The 19,369-nt window shown below is 70.1% G+C and carries 16 protein-coding genes; 8 read left to right on the top strand and 8 right to left on the bottom strand.

Annotated elements, in window-relative coordinates:
- Positions 1 to 77 precede the first annotated feature (77 nt).
- Positions 78 to 998 carry a glycosyltransferase family 2 protein gene (locus N0B31_RS19290; protein WP_260593241.1) on the bottom strand — a complete coding sequence of 307 codons (921 nt, stop codon included), beginning with the start codon at positions 996 to 998 and terminating at the stop codon, positions 78 to 80.
- A gap of 220 nt (positions 999 to 1,218) precedes the next feature.
- On the opposite strand from N0B31_RS19290, the gene N0B31_RS19295 reads away from it, so the two are divergent.
- The 3 genes from N0B31_RS19295 to N0B31_RS19305 all read left to right on the top strand — a co-directional run bounded on the left by N0B31_RS19295 (position 1,219) and on the right by N0B31_RS19305 (position 4,582).
- Entirely contained in the window at positions 1,219 to 2,400 is a 1,182-nt protein-coding gene (locus N0B31_RS19295; protein WP_260593242.1) for a glycosyltransferase family 4 protein, read from the top strand.
- Positions 2,397 to 3,557 (top strand): glycosyltransferase family 4 protein, encoded by a 1,161-nt coding sequence (locus tag N0B31_RS19300; protein WP_260593243.1) that lies wholly within the window; start codon positions 2,397 to 2,399, stop codon positions 3,555 to 3,557. Before N0B31_RS19295 ends, N0B31_RS19300 begins: the two co-directional genes overlap by 4 nt.
- 71 nt (positions 3,558 to 3,628) lie before the next feature.
- The gene (locus tag N0B31_RS19305) at positions 3,629 to 4,582 is read left to right on the top strand and encodes an aldo/keto reductase (protein ID WP_260593244.1); all 954 of its coding nucleotides are present in this window, start codon (positions 3,629 to 3,631) and stop codon (positions 4,580 to 4,582) included.
- Positions 4,583 to 4,686: 104 nt separating this feature from the next.
- Here the strand turns inward: N0B31_RS19305 and N0B31_RS19310 are convergent, their stop codons facing one another.
- From N0B31_RS19310 to N0B31_RS19325, 4 genes are all read right to left on the bottom strand, one after another.
- Positions 4,687 to 6,666 carry a right-handed parallel beta-helix repeat-containing protein gene (locus tag N0B31_RS19310; RefSeq protein WP_260593245.1) on the bottom strand — a complete coding sequence of 660 codons (1,980 nt, stop codon included), beginning with the start codon at positions 6,664 to 6,666 and terminating at the stop codon, positions 4,687 to 4,689.
- Between the two features lies 1 nt (position 6,667).
- Positions 6,668 to 7,216: a hypothetical protein gene (locus tag N0B31_RS19315; RefSeq protein WP_260593246.1), complete on the bottom strand. Its 549-nt coding sequence runs from the start codon at positions 7,214 to 7,216 to the stop codon at positions 6,668 to 6,670.
- A gap of 39 nt (positions 7,217 to 7,255) precedes the next feature.
- Positions 7,256 to 7,996, bottom strand: a complete 741-nt coding sequence (locus N0B31_RS19320; protein ID WP_260593247.1) for a hypothetical protein — start codon at positions 7,994 to 7,996, stop codon at positions 7,256 to 7,258.
- A 295-nt stretch (positions 7,997 to 8,291) separates the two neighbouring features.
- The gene (locus N0B31_RS19325) at positions 8,292 to 10,247 is read right to left on the bottom strand and encodes a DUF6541 family protein (protein WP_260593248.1); all 1,956 of its coding nucleotides are present in this window, start codon (positions 10,245 to 10,247) and stop codon (positions 8,292 to 8,294) included.
- Positions 10,248 to 10,399: 152 nt separating this feature from the next.
- Here N0B31_RS19325 and N0B31_RS19330 point away from each other — a divergent pair, with 152 nt between their 5' ends.
- Positions 10,400 to 10,678, top strand: a complete 279-nt coding sequence (locus N0B31_RS19330; RefSeq protein ID WP_260593249.1) for a DUF8044 family membrane protein — start codon at positions 10,400 to 10,402, stop codon at positions 10,676 to 10,678.
- Between the two features lie 14 nt (positions 10,679 to 10,692).
- Here the strand turns inward: N0B31_RS19330 and N0B31_RS19335 are convergent, their stop codons facing one another.
- A complete protein-coding gene (locus N0B31_RS19335) occupies positions 10,693 to 11,736 on the bottom strand; it encodes a DUF1616 domain-containing protein (RefSeq protein WP_260593250.1) in 1,044 nt (347 codons plus the stop codon).
- Between the two features lie 130 nt (positions 11,737 to 11,866).
- Here N0B31_RS19335 and N0B31_RS19340 point away from each other — a divergent pair, with 130 nt between their 5' ends.
- The gene (locus N0B31_RS19340) at positions 11,867 to 12,751 is read left to right on the top strand and encodes a DUF7982 domain-containing protein (RefSeq protein WP_260593251.1); all 885 of its coding nucleotides are present in this window, start codon (positions 11,867 to 11,869) and stop codon (positions 12,749 to 12,751) included.
- Positions 12,752 to 12,781: 30 nt separating this feature from the next.
- On the opposite strand, the gene N0B31_RS19345 is transcribed toward N0B31_RS19340, so the two are convergent.
- Positions 12,782 to 13,750 (bottom strand): glycosyltransferase family 2 protein, encoded by a 969-nt coding sequence (locus N0B31_RS19345; RefSeq protein ID WP_260593252.1) that lies wholly within the window; start codon positions 13,748 to 13,750, stop codon positions 12,782 to 12,784.
- Position 13,751: 1 nt separating this feature from the next.
- On the bottom strand, positions 13,752 to 14,966 hold the full coding sequence (locus N0B31_RS19350; RefSeq protein ID WP_260593254.1) for an FG-GAP repeat domain-containing protein: 1,215 nt from the start codon (positions 14,964 to 14,966) through the stop codon (positions 13,752 to 13,754).
- 214 nt (positions 14,967 to 15,180) lie between these two features.
- Here N0B31_RS19350 and N0B31_RS19355 point away from each other — a divergent pair, with 214 nt between their 5' ends.
- The 3 genes from N0B31_RS19355 (at position 15,181) to N0B31_RS19365 (ending at position 19,358) form a co-directional block, all read left to right on the top strand.
- Positions 15,181 to 16,686, top strand: coding sequence for a lipopolysaccharide biosynthesis protein (locus tag N0B31_RS19355; RefSeq protein WP_260593256.1), 1,506 nt, complete (start codon positions 15,181 to 15,183; stop codon positions 16,684 to 16,686).
- An 84-nt stretch (positions 16,687 to 16,770) separates the two neighbouring features.
- The gene (locus N0B31_RS19360; protein WP_260593258.1) at positions 16,771 to 18,135 is read left to right on the top strand and encodes a sulfatase-like hydrolase/transferase; all 1,365 of its coding nucleotides are present in this window, start codon (positions 16,771 to 16,773) and stop codon (positions 18,133 to 18,135) included.
- An 83-nt stretch (positions 18,136 to 18,218) separates the two neighbouring features.
- Positions 18,219 to 19,358: a thiolase family protein gene (locus N0B31_RS19365; RefSeq protein WP_260593260.1), complete on the top strand. Its 1,140-nt coding sequence runs from the start codon at positions 18,219 to 18,221 to the stop codon at positions 19,356 to 19,358.
- The last annotated feature ends 11 nt before the right edge of the window (positions 19,359 to 19,369 follow it).

The following is a 19,369-nucleotide window of genomic DNA, read 5'->3' on the forward strand; positions in this document are numbered from 1 at the left end:
CGACTGGAGGGGCCGTGAGGACTGTGCGGAGAGCGCGAACGAGGAGAGGGACCGAGACGAGACTGACCTACGGAGGACTACGCGTCGCTCTGTTTGTTGCGGCGCCGCTGGAAGTAGCCGGCCATGAGGTTGCCGAGCTGTTCGGTGATGCGGTTGGCGACGTAGACGAGCCGTCCCTCCCAGCGCCCGCCTGTGTAGGCCCCCTCGGGGAGCGGGAACTCGCTGTAGACGGCGAACGTCTCGGGGTCGCGCTCCCGCAGGACGCGCTTGGCCCGCTGGTGGCGCGCCTTCTTCTCCAGCACCTCCCAGAAACTGACGGCGTAGTCGTGGTAGACGACCGGGCCGGGGACGTAGCGTATCTCCTCGCGGTCGGCCACCTCGAGCAGGCGTTTCGTGAGTTCGGCGCCCTCGTGGCCCCAGATGTCCTCGTCGAAGCCGCCCACCTCGAGGTAGGTCTCGCGGTCCACGCTCGCGTTGGCCTCGTGGTCGAGCAGGTAGGGGAACGACCGCTCGCCGAAGTCGTAGATGGCCTGCAGGCGGTTGTAGACGCTCGCTGTCTTCACGAACAGGCGACCACGGACGGCGACCACGTCGCGTTCCTCGTGGGCGAGCAGGTGCTCCTCGACGAACGTCTCGGCTGGGATGGCGTCGTGGTCGAGGAAGACGACGACGTCGCCACGGCCGAGCGCGGCGCCGATGTTGCGGGCGGCGTTCGCGCCGTAGTCGACGGTCATCTCGACGAACCGGCAGGTGATACCCACGTCACGGAGGAGCCGTCGGAGGTCCTCGGAGCGGGTGCTCACCACGACCAGCTCGAACTCGTCGGTGGTCTGTGCTTTCAGGCCCTCGAACGTGTCCCGGAGGTCGGCCTCGCCGACGGGCGTGTGTGTGACGACGTCGTGGGTGACGACGACGACGGTGGCTTTCGGGTCGGCCGGTTGCTCGCCGAGCCACTCGTCCGTGCGGAGGCGCGTCTCGTCGAGAACGAATCTATCCATCGTAAGATGAGTCGACGTATCCAGTAATAATTATACGGCGACTATCCGTCCCGTAGGAGGCTAAACCGGCCGTTTCGCCGTCACCGGGCCACCCCCACCGCCCGAGCCGTCGGCCGCCCCCGACGCCCCCCGACGGGCGAACGGTCGACGCCGTCACACCCCCGGGCGTGGGGGATAGCGGCGGAATAACTTAGTCCGCCAGCCGTGTGTCTCGGGACGGATGTACGCCGTTCTCGCCGCCGCGGTCAATCACCCCAACGCCGTCGCGCCGCAGAACTCGCTGTTCAACGAGCGGATCTGTCGGGCGCTGGCCGACACCGGGGCGCTCTCGGACGCGGTGTCCCCCCGGCCGGTGGCCCCCCCGGTCGGTCCCTTCTCGGAGTACAGTGACCTGCCCCGCGTCGAGCCGTGGGGCCCCTACACGGTCCACCGCCCGTCGTTCTACTACCTCCTGCCCAAGCGGCTGTTCTACGCGGCCTCGGGCGACAGCTACGCCCGCCGGGTGCCGGCCTACGTCGAGGAACACCTCGAGGTGCCGGACGTGGTCCACGCCTGCCACGCCTACATGGACGGCTACGGGATGCTCCCCTACTGCCGCGAGCACGAGGTGCCGCTGTTCTCGGTGGTCCACGGCACCGTCGTCAACGGCTACGAGTCGCTCCCGCCCGGGGTCGCCCCGAAGGTGAAGGAGACGCTCGAGGCGAGCACGGTCTGCTGCGTGAGCGACGCGCTGAACGAGAAGGTCCGGAGCATCGTCGACCACGACCGGGTCCACACCGTGGCGCTGGGGGCCGACCCGGCCCGGTTCCCGACCGACCGGCGCGAGGAACTCCGGACCGGGTTCGGCGTCCCCGCGGACGCCCCCCTCCTCCTGTTCGTCGGCGCGTACACGGAGGCGAAGGGGGTCGACGACCTGCTGGCGGCGCTCTCCGGCCTCCCCGAGACGGACGGCCCGGACCCGTACGTCGCCTTCGTCGGCCACGGCGGCGACCGGCGCGAGCGACTGGAGCGCTGGCTGGCCGACAGCCGGTTCGAGGGCCGCGTGCACTGGAAACTCGACCCGGAGACGGTGGCCGAGTGGTTCGCCGCGGCGGATCTGCTCGTCCTGCCGAGTCATGGCGAGGGGCGCCCGACCGTCGTCTACGAGGCGATGGCCTCGGAGACGGCCGTCCTCGCCACGACGGTGGGTGGGATCCCGGAACAGGTGGCCGACCACGAGACGGGTCGGCTGGTCCCACCCCGCGACCCGCGGACGCTCCGTGACACGCTGGCGGCGATGCTGGCCGACCCCGAGGCGCTCGCAGAGATGGGTCACGAGGGGCGTGCACGGCTCGAACGCGAGGGGTGGACGTGGGCCGGTCACGCCGCCCGACTCCGAGAACTCCACGAGGCGGTGTTGTGAGCGTGCTGCGCGACCGCGAGACGGACCGGGACCGCGCCCCCGAGAGCCTGCCGCGGGTCCTCGCCGTGACGACGACGTTCCGGGCCGCCGAGGTGACCGGGCCGATGGCGTACGTCCCCGGCGAGACGGTGGTGCTCGACGCCGACGCCTCGGCGCTCGACCGGGTCGTGGAGGCCGCTCGCGAGACCAGGCGGGCGATACGGCGGACCGACCCGGACGTCCTCCTGCTGAACGGGGCGGGGTTGAGCGGACTCGTCGTGGCGCTGGTGGCGTGGCGCTACGGCGTCCCGCTGGTCGCCCGGCTCGTGGGTGACCCGGCCGCCGTCTCCGACGCCGAGGGGGTCGCTCGCGCCCAGCGCCGGGGGCCACTCGCCGTCGCCGTCGAGTACGCCTACGTCTACCTGAGCCGGGCCGTGTTCGCGCTGGCGACGGGGTTCGTCGCCGTCTCCACGGACCTCGCGGCGCGGACCCGCGAGCGAACCGGCCTCGCCGCCGACCGGGTCCAGGCGGTACCGGTGCCCCTGAACCGCGACCCGAGTGGCGACCCCGGGTGGGTCCGTGACTCGTTCGGCGTCGACGACCCGACGGTGGTGCTGACGGTGACGAACCTGGACTTCCGGGGGAAGTACCGCGGCGTCCTCGACACGCTGGCCGGCCTCGAACCGCTGCTCTCGGCCCGAGACGACCTCGTCTACGTCGTCGCGGGCGACGGCGCGTATCGCGACGACCTCGCGGCAGCCGTCGACGAGCGGTTCGGTGACTCGCCGGCTCGCGACCGGGTCCACCTGCTCGGCTACGTCGACCGGGTGTTCGACTACGTCGCCGCCGCCGACGTGTTCTGCTACGTCTCGTACATCGACGGCTACCCGAACGCCGTCCTCGAGGCCCAGTCGATGGGTCGGCCCGTGGTCGCCAACCCCGCGTTCGGGATGCTCGACATGGTGCGCGACGGCGAGACGGGCCTGCTCGTCGACCCCGCGGACCCGACGAGCGTCCACGACGCCGTCGCGCGACTGCTCGACGACCCGGCCGAGCGCCGGCGCCTCGGGCGGGCCGCCCGCCGGCGCGTCGCCGAGGAGAACACCCCCGAGGTGGTGGGCCGGCGCCTCCACGACGCGCTGGGGACCGTCCTCGCGGCCGCCGCGCGCGACCGCTGAACGCCCGCCGGGACGGCCCTCGACCGGGTATCCGGCGACTAACTATGCCTTATTCCCACCATCTCCCGGCAATGCAAGAGAGTATCCAGACGGACGTGCAGACGACCGAACAGACGTACCTGACCGTCCAGGGGGCCGAGGTGCCGGCGCTCGGCTTCGGTACCTACCACCTCCCCGACGACCAGGTGTACGACGCCGTCTCCACCGCCCTCGACGTGGGCTACCGCCACATCGACACCGCGATGGGGTACGACAACGAGATCGACGTCGGCCGGGCCATCCGCGACTCCGGCGTCCCCCGCGAGGACCTCTGGGTCACGACGAAGCTCCTCGGCTACCGCGAGGTCCTGTTCCACGACAACATGATGGACGCGACCCGGAACCGCCTCGAACAGCTCGACCTCGAGTACCTCGACCTCCTGCTCATCCACTGGTGGGACGGCGCCAGCGACATGGCGACGGTGCTCGAGTACATGAGCGAGCTCGTCGAGGAGGGGCTCGTCCGCCACATCGGCGTGAGCAACTTCTCGCTGGAGGAGCTCCAGGAGGCGGTCCGGGTCTCCCCGGTCCCGATCTTCACGAACCAGATCGAGTACCACGCGTACCTCGACCGCTCGGAGATGCTGGCGTTCTGCCGCGCCAACGACGTGCTCCTCACCGCGTACAGCCCGCTCGGACAGGGGCTGGTCGTGGGCGACGCCGTGCTGAGCGAGATCGGGGCGCGCTACGGCAAGACCGCCGCGCAGGTCGCCATCCGCTGGCTGCTCCAGCAGGAGGGCGTCTCGACCATCCCGAGGTCGGCGAACCCGAAGCATATCCGTGCGAACTTCGACGTGATGGACTTCGAGCTGACCCGCGACGAGATACGCCGCATCGACGAGCTGGAGGGGCCGCTCATGTACCGCCTCAACCGCGAGGGTGGCGCCATCTACGAGCTCCGCGGCGCGCTCGGCCCGGTCGTCCCGGACTTCCTCCGCGAGCGCCTCGTCTCCGTCGGCGGCCGCGTGGCGCGACTCGTCGGCTGACGGCGCCGCCGCTCCCCGTCGCGTGTCACACGTCGCGCCGAGAGAACCCCGCCCCCCACCGTGGTGCATCCGCCACCGCCCCCCGCCGCCGATTCGACCCGACGTTACTCTTTGACGATGTTGTCGAGGAACGTCGTCGCACCCGAACCGAAGCGGTTCGTGTGCATCCCGACGCCGACGGCGTCGGCGTGGGTGGCGTCGTTGAAACTGTAGGACCAGAGCGTGCTGTCGGCCGCCGGGTCCCGCAGTTCGAGGCGGATGTCGTCGTCCGCCCCGCCCAGCGTCCCGTCGTCGCGGACGACACGGAGCTGGTACCAGCGGTTCGTGTCGCCGACGCCCGAGAGCCAGCTCTCCTGCTGGACGTTGGTGAAGCTCCCGCCGGACTTGTTGTAGACGACCACACCGTCCAGGTCCCAGACGATGTTGAACGAGTAGAAGTTCCGGTCGTCCGCCGCGCCGAAGATGGCGCCCGTGTAGCCGACCTTGGTGTCGGCCCGGACGTAGTAGTTCGCCACCTCCCCCTTCTCGAAGAACTGCGGGAGGGGGTCGCTAGCGCTCGGCGTGGCGACGATCTCGTCGTAGCCGCCGTCGGAGCCGCCGACGGCGAGCGACTGGCTGCCGCCGTCCTCGTAGTTGGCGGCGGTGCTGAGGAACGCGCGGTCGCCGTAGTCGAACGTCGCCCCGAGGTCCGCGATGGACTCGAAGTCGGTGACGAGGTTCCCGGCACTGCCGCCGGTCCCCGGAGTGACCGAGGCGCCGGCGGTGACGGCGTACCCGCTCGCCGTGACGGCGTACCCACCGGTCGTGGTGAGCGCCATCGGCGAGGCGGGTTCGACGTCGCTCGTCGTGGTGTCGTCGGTCGTGTCGGTGGTGTCGGAGCCCCACGCCTCGGCCCCGACCTCGGAGAGCGCGGGGTAGCTGACCGCGCCGACGGACGAGACCTGCCGCGCGGACTCGATGTTCGTCCCGCTTGAGGTGTTCTCGCGGACGGGCGTGCCCACGTTCGCGTACTCGACGAGGTCGACACTGCCGGAACTGCTGTCGTTGACGGCGACACCGGTGTTGCCGTTGGTGTCCTCGACACGCATCACCGCGGTGGTGCCGGACTCGTCGACCACGTTGACGCCGTTCTGACCGCCGATGCGGATGCCGCCCTCGCTGCCGCGCGTGAGGCCGGTGTTGACGGTCTTGATGCCGTTACCGCGGATGTAGTAGTTCCCGCCCTCCGAGAGCCGGAACCCCCAGCCGCCGCCGTCGGCCACCTCGACGTCCTCGAGGTAGAGCTCCTCGACGGGGTGGGTGAGCTGGAAGCCGAAGATGTCCCAGCCCTCGAACTTCGAGTTGCGGCAGGTGTGGACGTGGCCGGTGCCGGCGCCGTAGACGTCGAAGTCGTTCGAGGACTTGAACCCGTAGCCGTCGTTCTCGCCACGGTGGTTCGATACCTCGGCCTTCCCGTGCATGTCGACGCCGTAGTACGTGTTCCCGTAGGTGTGACAGTGGTCGATGCGGTTGACCTCGCCACTCGCCATGTTCCGGGCGTACGTCGTCGAGATGCCGTGCTTGTCGCCGTTGGCGACGGTACAGTAGCTGACCGTCGTCGCGCGGGCGACCTGGATGCCGGCGGTCAGGGCGTCCTCGACCCAGCAGCCACGGACCTGGATGTTGCGGTCCTGCGGCTGGGAGGCGTCGGACTTCATGACGATGATGCCCCAGCCGTTGTTGGCGCCGCCGTTGTTGCGGGCGTTGCCGTCGACCCGCAGGTTCTCGATGGTCAGGTCGGTGATGGCGCTGGAGCCGGCGTCCACACGGACGGTGAACATGTTGCCCGACCGCCCGCCGGCCTGCCGGAGGACGGAGTCGTACCCCTCGCCGGCGAGGGTGACGCCGCTCTCGCTGGCGCCGAGACTGACACCGACCTCGCTACCGGGGTCGATGCTGTAGTAGTCCGTGTCCGGGTTCGGGACTGCCGGAATCAGGACCGTGTCGCCGCTGGACGCGTCGTCCAGCGCCGCGTTGATGGCGCCGGAGTCGTCACCGCCGCTGGTGGGGTCCGCGCCGTAGTCCTGGACGTTGAGCGTCGCCATGTTACCAGCGCTCGTACTCGAGCGAGAGGGCCAGTGTGACGTCCTCGCTCGCCCCCGAGGTGTCGAGGGTGAGGACGAGGTCCTGCCCGCTGTCGAGTGTGGTGTAGACGTCGTAGTCGGCCTCGTTGCCGTTCACCTTCGAGACGGGGCTGTTGCTCGTCGAGTCGGCGTACACCCGCGCGGTGACCGACGAGTCGGCCGAGCCGCCGCCGAGCATCGCCGCGCTCAGGCCGGTCACGCGGTAGGTGGAGCCGTCGCCGGGCAGGCGGAAGAGCTCGTACTCCGCGAGGCCGCCGCCGTAGGTGGTCATCTGCGTGCTGAACGCGTCCGAGTCGGCGATGGAACCGGCCAGTTGCCAGTTCGAGCCGTCGCCGATGTAGACGGTGCCGGTGTCGGTCGCGAGGAACTTCGCGCCCGCGGCGGGGTCGTAGTTGCCGCGGTTCGCGTCGAGGTCGCGCAGTTCCACGTCGCGTTCGAGCGCGAGGAAGTTCTCGTTCAGCGGGACGTGCCAGTCGAGTGTGCCCTGGTCGGGCGTGTCGTATCGTGCCATGTGTGCCAGTTGGTTGTATCGTGTTCGGGGAGGTGGTCGTCAGGCGGTGCCGCCGTAGCCGAGCTCGCCGTAGCCCTGCTCGCCGTAGTCGTCCTCGGGGAGCGGGGTGCCGGTCGGCGTCGGCGTGGCCGTCGGCGTCGGTGTGGCCGTCTCCGTGGGAGTCGGGGTCGCCGTGTCGCCGCCATCCGGCGGCGAGCCACCCTCTGCGAGGAGGGTGTAGCTTCCCTCGGCGTCGCCGATGTCGACGGTCTGGACGAAGTACGTCCCGTCGGTCGGGGCGGTCTTCTCGACCGTGATCGGCTTGCCCTTGCCCACGTACTCGACGTGGAGGTTCGACCCGTCGGGGGCGTAGATGACCAGCGCTGCCGTCCCCTTCCCCGTCTTCCGGTCGAAGGTGACGGTCATGGTGTCCCCGGCCGTGTAGCCGAGCGAGAACCAGTCCACCTCGGAGGTGGTGAGTTCGGCGCTCAGTTCGACCCCGCGCGTGAGCGGCGTCGCCGTCGCGCGTTCGTCGTTCGGTTCGGACTCGGCCGTGGTGGCGACGCTGGCGCCCATCGCGAGCACCGGTGCGCCGCCGTAGCCGTACGCGGCCGACCCGGACGTGATGCCATCGCTGGGCGGCGAGTCGTCGCCGCCGATGCACCCGGCGAGCGCCGCCGCCGTGGCGGCTCCCGCGAGCCCACCGAGGTAGGCTCGACGACCGAACGGGTCCAGTCCGGACCCCTCGTCGTCGTCGGGGTCCGTCGCCCGTTCGTCTCCGGCTGCCAGTTCGCGTGCCATTGCGACCTTCCCTACCGAAGAGACGGCGATAAAACTCCCAATACTCTCGGTTATCAGAGTCGGGAGCAAGCCTTTAGTAAAGAACGTCTTGGAACCCAGAACGTCTTGATAACCTTTCTGGCCGGCTCGGAGTTAAGCCGGCCGCTGTCTGGCGATTTCGCCGTCGAAACCGAGCGACTGCGGCTCAGTTCTCGATAGCTCCGACACCCGAAAATTCACGAATTCGTGAGTGTCTCGAACCTATGACTGTCACAAATAACCAACGGACGGAGGCGGGTGTGGGGGGCCGAAGTTGTCACTCGGCAATCGTGTCAGGCGCTGCACGGTCGAGGCGGGCCGCGCCGGTAGGTGGCGCGAGGTCGGCGTCGGCGTCAGCGTCGGCGTCGAGCGTCCCGGTCACCCGGTACGTGTCGAGCTCGCCGTTGTCGTAGACGTGCGCGACGGTGGGGTCGTGTTCGAGTCGGGCGAAGTCCTCCGGGGTGTAGCGCCACTGGCTCCGGTAGTCCGGGAACTTCTCGGGGTAGGAGATACGCCCGAGTTCGCTGACGACGAAGTACCGGTCGGCCTCGAGGCTGGCACCGAACGTCGGGCGTTCGGTGTAGTTGAAGTGAGCGGGGATGCCCGGGTCCTCGAACGCTCCGACCGGGAGGTCGGTCCAGACGCCGAACTGGGCGTGGTGGTGTCGCTCCATGCCCACGCCGAGCGTGCTGATGGCGAGGTCGGGGTCCCGGTGTTCGAACACCCACCCGGTGCCCTCGAGCTCCTGCTGGGTCACCTGGTGGTTCTCCAGCGACGCCAGCGGGGAGTAGAACAGGGCGAACACGGTGACGAACGTCAGCGAGACGACGGCGACGACCACCACGACCCGACCGACCGTCGGCCGGAGCCAGTCCGACTCGGGCGGCTGCGGCCTCCCCCGCCGACCCCACCCCTGGCGGTCGTCCCGGCCCAGTCGGTCAGTCCAGTCCGCGCCGTGCCAGAGGTGGCCCACCACGATCCCGGCCGGCACCAGTCCGAGGTAGACCCCGAACAGCAGCGGGCGGCTGTAGTCGAGCGGGAGGCTGAACACGAACAGCAGGGCCGAGAGCCCGGTGAACAGCACCGTCCCGGCGACGAGCGTGAGTCCCGCGCGGGTGAACCCCCGGCGCCCACGGAGCTCCCCGACCAGCAGGTAGAGCACGTAGAGTCCCGTCAGCCCGACGACGACGAGCGGGATGACGTACCTGAGCGCGGCGACCCGGAGCAGGTCGAGTAGCGCCGGCTGGCTCGACTCCACCGTGGAGGTGTACGAGTCGAGCGTCGAGGGACCGCCGCCGACGCCCAGCAGGCGGTTCACCGTGTCGCGGAACTTGAAGACGATGCCGGCGAACTGGAGGTACCAGGTGGCGAACGCGCTGACCGTGACGTAGCCGGCGAGGGCGGGACTCCGCGCGTCGGCCGCGAACCCGAGGCTTCCGGTGACCGCGTACGCTCCGAAGACGAACAGGACGAAGAACGCCGTCAGCGGGTGGTAGAGCACCAGCGAGACGAGCGCGACGACGAGCGCTATGCGCGGGCCGATGGAGCCGGTCCGCTGGCCGTAGAAGAACAGGTACAGCACCAGCGGCACCAGCAACAGGCTCTGGGCGTACGGCGAGGTGTTGACGTGGGCGGTGGTGCCGATCGGGACGGCGAGGATGGCCGTCGCGGCGATGGCCTGCCGACGGTCCCCGGACACCTCCGCCAGCAGCAGGTAGAGCCCGGCGATGGAGGTGAACGTCACGAACGGCGTGATGCCGTTGATGACGTGCATCGGGTCGACGCCGGTTGCGTAGGCGAACGCCAGCACCAGCATGTGGATGTTCGGGTAGATGTTCGTCGGGTAGAACTCCCGGTTGCTGGCGGTCCCGAAGATGTCGATGCTGCGGACGAACCCGACGTGGCTGAGCACGTCTGCCCGGCCGTAGACGGGGTAGCCCCGGACGTACGGCAGCACCAGCAGCGTCACGATGGTGAGCAACAGGACGGCCAGCAGGACGACCCAGGCCCCGGTGCGGGCCTCGGGGTCGAACGCACGGGCGAGGAGGCCGGCCTGCGCGACGAGGATGGCGCCCACCACGAAGACCCAGAAGGCCGTCGGGAGGGCCTCGTAGAGCGATATCTCGTAGCCGGGCGCGGGACCGACGAACAGCAGCGTGAGGACGGCGGCCACGAGGAGCCAGAGGCTCACGGCCGCCAGCACCTTCACCCGTCGGTCACCGGTCACGTCCATCTCGCACCACCGTAGATTCGGATACTGCATAGTAAACTCCAGGCTAAACGGGGGTGAAACGCGGCCACGCGAGCCCCGTCGCTCGGGACGCGCCCACCCACCCCCCAGCTCGGCCGACAACCACAAATCACGGGGGTGTGTACCCCCCGGACGTGTCCACCGACCTCGACACCGTCCGGAGCCCGCGTGAGCAGACGCTCCGCTGGTCCGGGGTCTGGGTGCTGTTCGCCGTCGTGTTGCTCGCCGCGTTGCAACTGCTGACGCTCGAACTGTTCTTCGTCGTCGCGTACATCGGCGTCCTCGCCATCAGCGGCGTCTACGCCCCACGGCCCCCTGCGCCGCGCTGGTGGCGACGGCTCAGGCTCCTGCTGGCGGCGGGGTTCGTCGTCCTCGCGTACGTCGTCGTCGAACAGGCCCTGCAGTTCCTCTGACCGGGAGACGGCGCTCACGTCGCCACTCCGTCGTCCCCGTCTACGTCCACCCAGATGTGGGCCGCGCGATGCGCGGTCTCCGTCGACGGTGACGGGGGCGCGTCCCCGACGTACAGGAGGTACGTCAGCCGGAGGTCCTCGCCGGTCAGCGCGCCGGTCGGTGTCACGTCGTGGGGGCCCTGCCAGTCCTCGCCGGCGGCGAGCGACCGCTGGAACCGGTCGAGTTCGGCCGACTCGACGACGCGGCCGTCGTCGTCCAGCCGCTGGAGTTCGACGACCACGGTGTACTCGGCGGCGCGCTCCTCGTGGTTCGCGATCTCGACGTAGAGCGTCTCTGACTCCTCGGCGACCAGCGTCTCGGGGTAGTCACGTGCCACCAGGTCGCCGTCCGGGCTCTGGGTCAGCAGGCCGAAGCCGGTGAAGCGCTCGCCGTTCGTGGGGACGCCCACCGCGGCGGCCAGCCCCACTGTCGCCACCACCAACCCGGCCACGAGGGCGACGTTCAGGGCGATGTCGAAGCGGTCCGTGCCGTCCACGGCCGTCGGGTCGTCGCTCGCCCGGCCGTCGGTCCGGAGCCACGTCCAGAGGGTCCCGAGCCAGGTGCCGACTCGGAGCCCGAACCGGCGGGCAGCCGGTCGCTGCAGGCGACGGTACGCGGCCACTGCGGCCGCGAGGACGGTGAAAGCGGCGAGCGTCGGCAGCACAGTCCCGACCTGGATGCCCGCGGGCGAGAAACTGTGGAGGATGCCGGCCAGCGGCGTGACGAACAGGCTCAATCCGACCGTCAGTACGAGGCGTGCCCCCGGCTCGATGTTGTACAGCCCGTCGACGGCCCCCTCGGTGTGGTCCTCGAGGGACCGCTCGGGGAACAGCGCCGCGACGAGGGCGTACCCGGGGAGGACGAAGACGAACAGGGCACCGAGGACCACCCGGAGCGGCGAGGGAGCCCCCCCGCCGAGCGCGAGGGTCAGGAGCGCGAGGGCAACCACCGCCACGAGGTCGACGGGCAGTCGCTGGGAGAGCGTCGCGTCCACCGCTGTGTTCGTCGTTCGGGTCACTGGAATCAGTACGGAGGTGATGCACATAAGGTCGGAGTTGGTGTGCGCTCACGGGAGAAGGTATATGTCCGCCACCGCTCAAAAAGGAGGAGAAGCAGTCCGTGTCACCGACGAGAAAGGGTGTACAAGAGTGAGTGGGAACGATACCGAGACAGACCCGGTCGACGAGCGCGCGACGGCGGCGACGCAACTCCTCGCCGGTGAGGCAGTGAAGACGAGCGGTCCCGACACCGAGCGGTCCCGGCGCCGTGGCCAGCGACGCGAGCGGGAATCCGGACGGACCGTCGCGGGTCAGGACCGCCGGTCGGTCGGCTGGGCCGTCGCGTTCGCCGTCCTCGGCCTCGCGGCGGCCGCCGTGTCGGCCGCCGGCCTCGTCGCTCCCGAGACGCAGGGTATCGTCGCCGCGCTGGGTGGGGCCGGCGTGTTCCTCTCGTTGCTGACGCTCGCGCTCTCGCCGACGACACACGACGGCCGCGAGACGGCGCTGTTCGAGCGTGTCGCAGGCAACTACGAACGGGCCGCGGCCGACCTCGGCCTCGCCACGGCGCACTACTACGTCCCGACCGGCGGCGAGCCGCCGGTCAGGCTGTTCCGTCCGCGCGAGGCCGACGCGCCGGTCCCGTCGGTCGACAAACTGTCCGCGACGTTCGTGGGCCGGCGCGACGCGGGTGGGCTGCTCGGGCTGGCGCTGGACCCGAGCGGGCTCGCCCTGCTGGATGAGGTGGACGCGGACCTGCCCGACGAGCCACTGACGCTCGCCGGCGAGCTCTGCGGGGCGGCGGTCGACCGGATGGAGGTTGCCGAGATCGCCCAGCCGAACGTGGACGTCGACACCGGCCGGGCGACGGTGGCGTTCCGCGGGACGGCCTACGGCTCCATCGAGCGGTTCGACCACCCCGTCCGCTCGTTCGTCGGCGTCGGTCTCGCACTCGGGTTGGACCGGCCGGTCCGGACGGAGGTCGTCGAGACGCCGGACGGGGAGTTCCGCATCCGGTACACCTGGCAGACGAGGTGAGGTGAGCGCGCTCGCTGCGCTCGACGGTACTCAGACCCCCAGCGACTGCACCCGGCGTGCGAGCCGGTGGGTGGTCGTCCCGCCCGCGGCCGCGAAGAGGTACGGGTAGAACCGCGACTCCAGCGGGTAGGCCAGCACCGCCCGGAGGAAGTAACGCCGGGCCTCGGGGTAGTGACCGGTGGCGAACGCGTCGGTGCCGGCGCGGAACGCGGCCCAGCCCCGGAGGCGCCGGGCGGCCCGCCCCGAGAACTCGGGGGCGTGTTTCTCGACGAACCGCCGGTGGCTCTCGTCGGTCCGGTCGAAGCTCTCCGAGAGGCGGTCTGCCGAGGTGAAGTCGTACTCGACGAGCGGCTCAGGTAGGCGGACGAACCTGGTCACCCGCGAGAGCCGCAGGAACCAGTCGAGGTCCTCCCACGCCGGCATCGCTGCGTCGAACGGGTGCTCGCGGGCGAGGGCGGTCCGCACGCAGACGACCGACATCGAGCCGACGACGTTCCGGCAGGCGAGTTCACCCGTCAGGTCCGCGTCGGCCACGTCGGGCGGGACGTGCTCGCGCCGGCCGTCGGGCCGGAGTTCGACCGTGCCGGTGTAACAGAGGCCGGCGTCCGGGGCGGCCTCGAGAGCCGTGACCTGCCGGCCCACCTTCTCGGGGCGCCACGCGTCGTCGTCGTCGAGGAAGGCGACGTACGCCCCGCGGGCCGCCTCGACCCCCGTGTTCCGGGCCGCGCCGGCCCCCGAGTGGCCCCCCTCGCGGCGGTAGACGACTCGCTCGAGGGTGTCGGTGTCGAGGTGGGCGAGCAGGTCCACCGCGCGCTCGGCGGGGTTGTCGTCCACGACGACGAGTTCGAGCGGGCGGTAGGTCTGCGCGAGGACGCTCTCGACGGCTCGGACCAGCCCCTCGGGGCGGGAGTGGGTGGGGACGACGCAGGTGACGAGCGGTCGCTCGCCGCCGTCTCCGTCTCCGGCCCCGCTCTCGCCGTCCCGAGCGGCCCCGACCATCTCAGCGCGCCTCGTTGTACCAGACGTCGACGTGCTGGTCCGGCTCGTAGGACTTGCCGAGGATGTCGAGTCGGCCGTCGCCGTCGACGTCGACCAGTTTCGCCTCGTGGGTGGCGACACCACGGGCGACCGTCCGCTCGTCGAACGTCCCGTCGCCGTTGCCGAAGAAGACGACGTGCTCGGGGTCCGCGTTCGTCCCCAGACCCATCTCCGCGACGTAGATGTCGAGGTTGCCGTCGCCGTCCACGTCGGCGACCTGGACCGTGTGGGGACAGAACATCTCCTCGCGCAGCGTGTGCATCTCCCACTCGCCGTCGACCCGGTCGAACCACGCGACACGGCCGGGGCGGTGCGGTTCGAGGTGCGGGCTGTCGCCCTCCGTGAGGACGATCTCCGGTTCGTCGTCGCCGTCGACGTCACCGACGGCGACGCGGGCCCAGTACCACTCCTCGACGAGGGTCTCGCGCTCCCAGTGGCCGTCGACCTGCTGGTAGACGTGCGGGCCGGCGACGAGCTCGTTCTCGCCGTCGCCGTCGAGGTCGGCGATGGCGAGGCCCTCCAGTCGCTCGCCCTCGTCGATGACGTGGCGGCACTCGGCGGGCCAGGGTTGCTGGGTCGGGTCCTCCGGGAGGTCGAGGTAGAACAGGATCTTCGACTCCTGTGAGGCGGCGACCAGCTCCATTTCGCCGTCGTTGTCGACGTCACCGAACGCGATGTCGTGGTAGACCATGAACTCGTCGTGGATGGTGCGCCGAGTCCAGGTGTCGCGGGGGTCGGCCGGCTGTTCGTACCAGTAGAGGTTCCGGCCCCCCCAGCCCTGCGCGACGACGAGGTCGAGTCGGCCGTCGCCGTTCACGTCGAACAGGGCGTTGGCGAACACGCGCTCGTCGAGGCCACGGGAGATGGTGTGGCGCTTCCACTCGCCTCCGGTCGGGCCGGGGTTCTCGTACCAGAAGACGTAGTCCTCGAGGAACCAGAGCGCCCGCTGGAGGACGGGGAGGTTCCGCGAGACGCGGTCGCCGATGCCGGGGAGCGAGACGGGCAACCGGACCTCCTCGGCACCCATCCCGCCGACGACGAGGTCGGGGTAGCCGTTGCCGGTGAGGTCGGCCGGGAGACAGACCGACAGCCGACCGGAGGGCGGCGCGTCGTCGATGGTCTCGTGTCGGAACCGGAGGGGTATCTCCACGCTCGGTTCGGTGGGTGTCTGCATCATCGGTTTCAGGTTCCCCGTGTACGGACATTAGTAGGCACCGACAAACGGGGGTCGGACGCGGACGCGATCTCCGCCGGTGTCGACCGTCTCGGGGCCGTTACCCTCTGGATTCCGTGATTATTCGGCCTATATCTAATACCCTCGGTGCCCCTCTGTAGAGCGTGAACTCCCCGTCCCGTCGTCAGCCCACCGCCCCGTCCAGCGGAGACCGGCGATGAGTCCCCGTCGGTGGCTCCGAGCGCTACGGTCCGCGCTCACCCCCGGCGGGAGCGTGACCCGGCTCTCGCTGACGAGCGGCGTCTGGATGGGGCTGACGAAGTTCGGCACCCGCGGCGTCCAGCTGGCGATGGTCGTCATCCTCGCGAACCTGCTGACGCCGACGGCGTTCGGTATCGCGGGCGTGGCGTTCATCGTCGCCAGCCTGCTGAACCGGTTCTCGCAACTCGGCATCGACGCCGCGCTCGTCCAGAACGTCGAGGAAGACGTCGACCGCTACCTCGATACGGTGTTCGCGCTGAACGTGGCCCGCGGCGTGGTGCTCGCGGGCCTGCTCGTACTGGTGGCGCCGCTGGCCGCCCGCCTGTTCGACACGCCGATGGTCGCCGCCCTGCTGCCCGTGATGGCCATCAGTCCGCTCGCGGCCGGCCTGCGCAACCCCGGCCTGGTCTACTTCACGAAGGACCTGCAGTACCACAAGCGGTTCCTCTACGAGACGAGTTCCAGCGTGATGCAGTTCGTCGTCGCCGTCGGCGTCGCGCTATACGAGCCGACGGTGTGGGCGCTCATCTACGGGTTCGTCACCACGGGCGTCGTCTCGATGGTCGCCTCGTACCTCCTGCACGACTACCGGCCGAGCCTCGGTTTCGAGCGCGACCTCGCGGTCGAACTCGTCGGCTACGGCAAGTGGATGCTCGGCGCGCACGTCCTCAACTTCCTGATGGACGAGGGCGACGACGCACTCGTCGGCATCCTGCTGGCGCCGGCGGCGCTGGGGTTCTACCAGATGGCCCACCGCATCGGCAACACGCCCGCCACCGAGGTAACCCACGTCGTCTCCGACGTGACCTTCCCGGTCTACTCGAAGATACAGTCGGACCTCTCGGCGATCCGGACGGGACTGATGCGGGCGGTGCAGGTGTCGATGCTCGTGGCCGCGCCGCTCGCGCTCGGGATGGTCGCCATCGCGCCGACGTTCGTCGAGGCGTTCCTCGGCGAGTCGTGGCTGCCGATGATCGTGCCGATGCAACTGCTGGCGCTCTATGGACTGCTCCACGCCTACTCCGCCTCGTTCGGCTCGGTCTGGAAGGCGCTCGCCCGGCCCGACTTCCTCACCAAGGTCCCGCTGGTCGTCCTCGTGTTCACGTTCGCCGGCATCTGGCCGGTGACGGAGGCCTACGGCATCGCCGGGACCGCGGCGTGGGTGCTCCTCGTCCGACTGCTGGTGGCGACGCCGCTCGACACCTACGTCACGGTTCGGATGCTCGACATGGGCGTGTTCCCGCTGCTCCGGGCCGCGGCGTACCCGACGACGGCGGCGGGGACGATGGCCGCGGCCGTCCTGCTCGTGCAGGACCGACTCGTGCTCGGGTCGTCGATGCTCGAGTTCGCCGTCCTCCTCGCGGTGGGCGTCCTGACGTACGCGGCGGCGGTCGCGCTACTGGAGACGCAACTCGGCTGGGGGCTCCGCGCGGAGGTACGCGAGGTCCGCCGGGCCATCTGAGTGACGTGCTCTCGCCCCGTCGTGTCGGCTTTCCCTCGGCTAACCGCTCCATAACTTTACTCGGTTCTCGCCTCTCGAATCACGATGATCACCGACGCCACCACGGAGCGAGCGCGGAACGTCGTCCTCGTCACGTTCGACAGCGTCCGCGCCGACCACTGTGGGTTCGTCGACCCGGCGTCGTCGCTGACGCCGGAACTCGACGCCATGGCCGAGCAGGGCACCGCTTTCAGTCGGGCGGTGGCCTCCTCCTCACGGACCCCGACCTCCGTCCCGGAGCTGCTGACGGGCGTCCCGATGCCCCACCGCGACGCCGACTCGCAGACCGGCGAGATGGCCCGCATCCGCGAGCACGTCACCAGTTACGAGACGGTGGCAGCCCGGTTCGCCGAGCGCGGCTACACCACCGCCGGCTTCTCCGCGAACCCGTGGACCGGCGACGGGACGGGCTTTCCCGACGCGTTCGAGCGGTTCGACCAACTCGACCAGGGTGGCGAGTACACCCGCCTCTACCGGACGCTGATGCCGTTCGTCACCGGCACCGCCGCGGGCGTCGTCGTCTACTACCTCGACTCGTGGCTCCGCAAGACCGGGAGCTTCTCGCAGTGGGAGGCGTTCGCCGAGGACCTGTTCGCCACCATCGACCGCCTGCCCGAACCGTACTTCGTCTGGGTGTTCCTGATGGACGCGCACAACCCCTACATCGTCCCGAAGCGCGACCGGGTGGAGAACTCCACGCTCGACATGTACTACGGGATGCTGCGCGGGAACTCGCAGTTGCGTCACTCCTCGGGCGAGAGCTACCTCGCCGACGACCTCCCGCCGAGCGTCGAGAAGCGCGTGGTCCGGGCCTACCGTGACTCGGTCCGGTCGGTCGACCGCTTCGCCGGGGAACTCCGCCAGCGGGTCGACACGAGCGACACGAGCGTCGTCTTCCACGCCGACCACGGCGAGGCGTTCAAGGAACACGGCACCTACGGCCACCAGAACGCCCTCTATCAGGAGAACGTCCACGTCCCGCTGCTGGTCTACGGGGCCGACGCCGAGGCGGGTCGGGTCGTCGAGGACCCCGTCTCGCTCCGGTCGATGCCGGACCTCCTGCTCTCGCTCGGGGCCGGCGAGGGGGTCCCCGTCGACGAACTGACGGCGGGGCCCGTCGTCTCGCGGACCGCCTCGGGCGACACGCTCGCGGTGTCGACGCGCCGCTGGAAGTACATCGTCGGCCCCGACGGCGCCGAACTGTACGACCTCGAGGCGGACCCCGAGGAGCGACGGAACGTCGCGGACGAGCACCCCGAGGTGTGTGCCGACCTCGACCGCGACCTCGGGGCGTACCGCGCGACGGTGCCGGAACTCGACGCGGCGGCCGAGGCGGCGGCCGCGCGCGAGGACGACGACATCGGCGACGAACTCCGGAGCCACCTCCAGACGCTCGGATACGTCGACTGACGGCCGCCCCGGGCCGCCGAGCCGGGTGGCCGCGCTCGCCGGAACGTCGCGGATTTATGAGGGCCGGGCCTCGCATTGACGGTATGACTGAGGACACGGACCCGGTCGTGGTCGAGGCCATCCGGACACCGCAGGGCAAGCGCGACGGCGTGTTCGCCGACGTGACCAGCGAGCAGCTGTCGGTGCCGCTCGTGGACGAGATACTGGCCCGGACCGGGTTGACCGGCGAGGACGTCGACGACGTGAAGTGGGGCTGTGCGCGCCCCGAGGGCGAGCAGGGCTCGAACATCGCCCGCGTCATCGCGCTCACCTCCGAACTCGGCGAGACCGTGCCGGGGACGACCGTCGACCGACTCTGTGCCTCCTCCGCGGAGGCCATCATGAGCGCGGCCGACTCCATCCGCGCCGGCTCGCGCGACTGCATCGTCGCCGGCGGCGTCGAGAACATGACCCGCGTCCAGCGGAAGGAGGAGATCGACGTCTACGAGGGCGTCCAGGCGCGCTACGACGTGGACGACCTCTGGATGGGGTCGACGGCCGAGGCCGTCGCCGAGCGCTACGACATCAGCCGCGAGGAGCAGGACGCCTACGGGGCACGCTCCCAGCAGCGTGCCGTCGCCGCCACCGAGGAGGAGAGGTTCGACGACGAGATACTCCCCATCCACAACGGCGAGGAACTCGTCGAGGTCGACGAGGGCCTGCGCCCCGGCACGACGAAGGAGTCAATCTCGGGGCTCCCGCCCGCGTTCCAGGAGGACGGCACGGTCACGGCGGCCACGTCGTCGCAGATAAGCGACGGCGCGAGCGCCCTGCTGGTCACCTCGCGGGCGTTCGCCGACGAGCACGACCTCGACGTGCTCGCCGAGATCGGTGCGCACAACGTCGCCGGCGTGGACCCCGAGGTCATGGGTATCGGACCGGTTCCGGCCGTGGAGGGACTGATGGAACGCGCCGGCACCACCATCGAGGACTACGACCTCGTCGAGCTGAACGAGGCGTTCGCCTCGCAGACGCTCTACTGCCAGCGCGAACTCGGCATCCCGGACGACATCTTCAACGTGAACGGCGGGGCCATCGCCATCGGGCACCCGCTGGGCGCGAGCGGCGCGCGCCTGCCCGTGACGCTCGTCCACGAGATGCACGAGCGCGGCGCGGAACGTGGCCTCTCGACGCAGTGTGTCGGCTACGGACAGGGCGGCGCTATCGAGTTCTTCCTGCCGTAACGCCCCGGCCG

The sequence above is a fragment of the Salinirubellus salinus genome (genome assembly GCF_025231485.1).
GTDB lineage: Archaea > Halobacteriota > Halobacteria > Halobacteriales > Haloarculaceae > Salinirubellus > Salinirubellus salinus.

Excerpts from the sequence above, each read along its gene's own strand:
- N0B31_RS19290 (WP_260593241.1), bottom strand. The coding sequence starts at position 998 with ATGGATAGATTCGTTCTCGACGAGACGCGCCTCCGCACGGACGAGTGG.
- N0B31_RS19295 (WP_260593242.1), top strand. The coding sequence starts at position 1,219 with ATGTACGCCGTTCTCGCCGCCGCGGTCAATCACCCCAACGCCGTCGCG.
- N0B31_RS19305 (WP_260593244.1), top strand. The coding sequence starts at position 3,629 with ATGCAAGAGAGTATCCAGACGGACGTGCAGACGACCGAACAGACGTAC.
- N0B31_RS19310 (WP_260593245.1), bottom strand. The coding sequence starts at position 6,666 with ATGGCGACGCTCAACGTCCAGGACTACGGCGCGGACCCCACCAGCGGC.
- N0B31_RS19315 (WP_260593246.1), bottom strand. The coding sequence starts at position 7,216 with ATGGCACGATACGACACGCCCGACCAGGGCACACTCGACTGGCACGTC.
- N0B31_RS19320 (WP_260593247.1), bottom strand. The coding sequence starts at position 7,996 with ATGGCACGCGAACTGGCAGCCGGAGACGAACGGGCGACGGACCCCGAC.
- N0B31_RS19325 (WP_260593248.1), bottom strand. The coding sequence starts at position 10,247 with ATGGACGTGACCGGTGACCGACGGGTGAAGGTGCTGGCGGCCGTGAGC.
- N0B31_RS19345 (WP_260593252.1), bottom strand. The coding sequence starts at position 13,750 with ATGGTCGGGGCCGCTCGGGACGGCGAGAGCGGGGCCGGAGACGGAGAC.
- N0B31_RS19350 (WP_260593254.1), bottom strand. The coding sequence starts at position 14,966 with ATGATGCAGACACCCACCGAACCGAGCGTGGAGATACCCCTCCGGTTC.
- N0B31_RS19355 (WP_260593256.1), top strand. The coding sequence starts at position 15,181 with ATGAGTCCCCGTCGGTGGCTCCGAGCGCTACGGTCCGCGCTCACCCCC.
- N0B31_RS19360 (WP_260593258.1), top strand. The coding sequence starts at position 16,771 with ATGATCACCGACGCCACCACGGAGCGAGCGCGGAACGTCGTCCTCGTC.
- N0B31_RS19365 (WP_260593260.1), top strand. The coding sequence starts at position 18,219 with ATGACTGAGGACACGGACCCGGTCGTGGTCGAGGCCATCCGGACACCG.